General features: G+C 42.0%; 3 protein-coding genes. 1 reads left to right on the forward strand and 2 read right to left on the reverse strand.

Features of this window, described 5'->3' with window-relative positions:
- Positions 1 to 462, reverse strand: a 462-nt coding sequence (locus tag PX481_RS26150) for a transposase family protein (RefSeq protein ID WP_502888639.1), incomplete at its 3' end; no start/stop codon positions are given.
- Positions 463 to 636: 174 nt separating this feature from the next.
- Between PX481_RS26150 and PX481_RS26155 the strand changes: the two genes are divergently transcribed.
- Positions 637 to 783: a PEP-CTERM sorting domain-containing protein gene (locus PX481_RS26155; RefSeq protein ID WP_288057509.1), complete on the forward strand. Its 147-nt coding sequence runs from the start codon at positions 637 to 639 to the stop codon at positions 781 to 783.
- A gap of 16 nt (positions 784 to 799) precedes the next feature.
- On the opposite strand, the gene PX481_RS26160 is transcribed toward PX481_RS26155, so the two are convergent.
- Positions 800 to 1,015: hypothetical protein (locus PX481_RS26160; RefSeq protein WP_288096871.1), on the reverse strand; the 216-nt coding region annotated here is incomplete at its 5' end.

Raw genomic sequence — 1,015 nt, forward strand, 5'->3', positions numbered from 1 at the left:
ATCATGGACTCTTCCTTTCTCACAACGGACGCAGATTATCTGCTCACTTTTTTGATCGGCAACGACTTGCGACTTTAATGTGTGGTATCCCTGCTTCCCACTATAGCATGATTTCTGTTTTTTTTTGGGTCTTTCTATCTCCTGTTCTGACACATCCACCACTATTACTTCTATTTCACTATTACTTTCTAATAGGGCTTTTTTTCCCGGTAGATTAAACAGACCTGATTTGATGAGAATATTCTCTACTTTCCTAACAATTCTATACGCCGTTGATTCGTTAACACCCCAACTATTTCCCAGATGAAAATAGGTGCGATATTCTCGCCAATATTCTAATGTTATTAGTAGTTGGTCTTCCGTACTCAATTTGCTCGGTCTGCCAGTCTTTTTTTGCCAAACTTTTTCTGCATTTAGGACTGTTACCATATCCTTAAATGTATCTGGATACACGCCACACAAGCGTTTTAACTCTGTTGGCTTTAAAGTTTTTACTTATTCGTAAGTCATCTTTCAATCTTAACTCTTGGACTATTTTATCCTATTTTGTCTAGACTTATGCAAGAGATCTATTGTAGGGTGCGTTCCCTAATGTGACTCCTACTGCTCCACTAATAGATTTTTGGGGAACGTACCATGCACATTTATTGCAGCTGTGGGTTAAAGTGCGATGCTGCCCCTCCCGCTACAACCCCAGAACCCTCTGCCCTCCTCGGTCTGGGGGCTGTCGTCGCTCTGGGGGCTGGCTTCAAGTGCCGCCCCACCCAAGCAGACAAAAACTAAGCGTTAGTTGAAGGGATTACAACAGGAGAGCCGCAAGGGTCTCTTTTTTGCTATTTAAAAGAGGATTATTTGATATTTGGGTGGTGATTCGGTAGTAGTGATGGCGGCTTAATCCTTTACTTTGCTGTGCATTGTAGTCATGGATAAAATACCAGGTGGTGATTCGGTAGTAGTGATGGCGGCTTAATCCTTTGCTTTGCTGTGCATTGTAGTCATGGATAAAATACCAAAG

It is taken from the genome of Microcystis sp. M53603_WE2 (assembly GCF_030065435.1).